Source organism: Chamaesiphon sp. OTE_20_metabat_361 (assembly GCF_031364565.1).
Genome location: NZ_JANLWO010000731.1, coordinates 1 through 3,486, shown reverse-complemented (window position 1 = coordinate 3,486; position 3,486 = coordinate 1). Strand labels below are relative to the sequence as shown.

General features: G+C 49.0%; 2 protein-coding genes. One reads left to right on the top strand and one right to left on the bottom strand.

Annotated features, from left to right (window positions below; genetic code table 11):
- Positions 1-256 precede the first annotated feature (256 nt).
- Positions 257-2,071: an ABC transporter ATP-binding protein gene (locus tag RMO35_RS20745; RefSeq protein ID WP_309743811.1), complete on the top strand. Its 1,815-nt coding sequence runs from the start codon at positions 257-259 to the stop codon at positions 2,069-2,071.
- Positions 2,072-2,368: 297 nt separating this feature from the next.
- On the opposite strand, the gene RMO35_RS20740 is transcribed toward RMO35_RS20745, so the two are convergent.
- Positions 2,369-3,286 carry a hypothetical protein gene (locus tag RMO35_RS20740; protein WP_309743809.1) on the bottom strand — a complete coding sequence of 306 codons (918 nt, stop codon included), beginning with the start codon at positions 3,284-3,286 and terminating at the stop codon, positions 2,369-2,371.
- Between the last annotated feature and the right edge of the window lie 200 nt (positions 3,287-3,486).

The window sequence follows — 3,486 nt, the reverse complement described above, 5'->3', positions numbered from 1 at the left end:
CCCTAGACATAAAAACGCCGCTCCCAAGCTTGGGAGCGATTCGCGCACGCCTTTGTTCCCCGACGGTTCAGCGAATCAGCGACGCGCTCATCACGGAGGTTCCCTCCAGGTCGAGCGCGTCAAGACAAGACAGAGGGGAGCCAGAGCCGGAGGCGAGGGCGGGGTGAGGGCGATTTAATTATGTATCGCCTGCTGTTTCTAGGCTCTAAGGTGCAAAATCGCTGGCCGCTAATCTGTAGATTTTAGGAGTCAGGTCATGGCATCTTATCGGGATATGATTGGGTATTTTCGCGGTTACGGGAAGATCGCATTCATTAGTATTGCCGCAACTAGTCTGTTCGAGGTTGTGGATTTAACCGTCCCCTACGCGATCGGTCAAATTCTCAATGTCTTGTCCAAGCAACCGCTCGATCGACCTTTGATGTCATTCATCGGCGCGGTCGCCACCAGCCTCAATCTGCCAGCATCAACTGAATTATCATTAATCATCCTGCTGGCGATCGTGTTTGTCGTATCTGTCGTGCGCGCGCCGATTCAGCCGTGGATTGGCAGTTGGTTCCACTGGGCGATCCCGCTGCGAGCAAGGCGCGATCGGGCCGATCTAACGATTCAAAAAATTCTCACCTTGCCTCTATCTTTTTACGATGAAAATAACCCCGGTCGGATTGCCGGACGGGTCGCACGCGGGTTAACCAACCACACTTGGACTTATCCAGAAATTGCGGGACAGTTGATTCCCAAGTTAGTGAGAGTATTTGGCATTTTTATCGCGATCTGTCTGATGGAGTGGCGGATTGGCATCGCCTTTGCCCTCTCATTTACGGCTATTTTAGGCTTTAGCCTCAAAGGATTGCGCTACATTATCAAACGCGAGGCGCTCTTAGATAGCTACATGGAGAATACCGAAAGCCGTACCTCCGAAATTATTACCAATATCAAAACCGTCAAAGCTTTCGCCGCCGAACCTTACGAACTCGCTCGACAGCGGCAACGTCTAGACCGAGAGTTAACAGTCGTACTTTACCGCATCCATCGGAGTTACGTGCGCTTGAATATGTGGCAGCGCACGACAGTTCAAAGCTGCATCTTTGGCGTACTGGTGATGACCCTACTCGCTACCCTGCGCGGCGAACTGTCTTTAGGTCATTTTGTGACGTTACTAACAGTCTCTAGCATGGCTTATGCCGAGTTAGAACCCTTGAGTATCTTGGCAGAGTTTCTAGCCCGCCGCTATGCCTCGATGCTGCGTTTCCATGAGTTTATGCACGAGCCAGTCGGCACCGATGCGATCGATCTCCGCTCAGTCGCTCGATCGGCGGCGGATAATTTCACAGGTAAAATCCAGTTCGATCGGCTCAGTTTCGGTTACGACCCAGACCGACCGATCTTACACGATATCAATCTGACGATCGAGCCGTATCAAACCGTTGCGCTGGTTGGTAAATCTGGTTCGGGCAAGTCTACACTCGTGAAACTATTACTGCGTTACTTCGAGCCAACTCAGGGTCGAATTTGTATCGATGGTACGGATGTCCGATCGTTGGCAATCGGCCCATATCGTTCGCGCTTGGCGATCGTCCATCAGGAGGTCGATATCTTCAACGGTACGATTATGGATAATCTCCGCTATGGTAATCCTACCGCCGATGCCGATGCAGTAGCGGTAGCCTGTCAAATGGCGCGGGTCGATGAATTTATCCACGAGCTACCCCAGGGGTATGCCACAGTGGTGGGAGAGCGCGGCGTGCGCCTATCGGGGGGACAGCGGCAGCGGCTGGGAATCGCCCGCGCTCTCATTGTCAATCCGAATGTGTTGGTGTTTGATGAGGCTACATCCAGTCTCGATTATGAGTCAGAACGTGCCATTCAACTTGCCATGCGCTCGATTTCGGGCACCAGAACGATGCTCGTCATCGCGCACCGACTCAGTACCGTCAGGGATGCTGACAAAATTGTGGTTTTAGATCGCGGTCGGATTGTCGAAGTGGGGACACACGATGAGCTGGTGCAGCAGCATGGTGTGTATGCCAAGCTGCACGCCTTGCAAGAGTCTGGAGTCTTACCGTCATAAATGCTTTGACTAGGCAATCTTAGCCGATATTTATCCGGCTCCCAACGCTCCCGGTTATCAGAAGAAAAATTGCAATCGGATAAACTGACCCCAAATATTTGCAATGTAAATAAGCAAAATAAAAAACATCTGCCGATGATAGTTAGTCTCATCGCTTGACTGCGCTGTTAAACTCGATCCCAATGATGATACTCGACTTAAATCGAGCGATCGGTTTGAAAGTTACAATCGATCGAGCCAATAATTCGCTCCTTGCTGTTAGGCTCGATCTTCTAATTAGCTAGAAATCGCGATTGTTTAGTTGTTTCTTGGCTGCGATTGTAGAAATTGTAGTTGCTCCATACTTAATTCAGTAAGTTCGGCAATTGTTGCCAGGGGCATATTTTTAAGTAACATCTTCAGCGCAATCTCTTGTTGCTTTCTCTCTTGTGCTTTCTGCTCGGCTTCAGCAATCTCAGCATCAAACCAAGCATCAACCTGTTCCATCGTTCTCATAAACTCTTGCTCCTCGGTAGTCAAACTCTCTACAGGTAATCCCCGTAGGTAGACACAATACTTGAGACTAGTCTTAATTATATCATTCTTCTCCCGTCGCTCTGGCGATAACTGCTCGATTTCCCCAAACGCCCGCCGCACCGAATCCTTGTCCCCCAACATCTTCAACCACAGCGTATCTTCACCGTCGGGTAATCTGTCGATAACCACAATCCCCATCCGCAGGAACTTTGACAGCTCATATACCCCCGTGCCATATTCACTCAAAGGCTTCGCCTCACACAAATTCAATAACTTATCGCCACAATTTACTGCTAATATCCAAGTAAATGGATTCTGAATTTCAATTTGTGCTTTTGCATCCGGTGGTAACTGCTCGGATTTTTTCAGTTGTAACTCAACGCGAGCAGCTTCGATTAATTCTGATTCCTTTGGTTCCCAGTAGAGATTTTTTCTAGTGATGGAAACGTTGAGATTCTTCTGGTTGAGATACCCGCTATAATGCTCTACTATTATCGTCGGATGCTGTTTCATTAAGCGGTCGAACAAGCCTAAATCTTCCTGTTGCCAGCCAAATTTATCGGACTGTGTCACAAACATACAATCGATTTCTAGATCCTCATCATTTCTAACCTGGATATTTTTGAACGTTTCGCCCTTGGTCTTGTACAGAGCTTGGACGTAGAACTTAAAAAACCTGTCGTGTTTGTATTGAGCCATTAACTAATAATTCGATCGAGGCGATCGATCGCGTACTACAAAGCATCCACCCGATGCAGGGACTCGATCGATTCTTCGACCTCTTCTTCATCTACACATTGCTGGATTTGAGCGTTAAACCACTGCAATTCTTCGGCTGCTGGACTTTGGATCTGGTACACCAATAGCACTCCGGCGACGCGCGCCAGCGTCACTGGGGT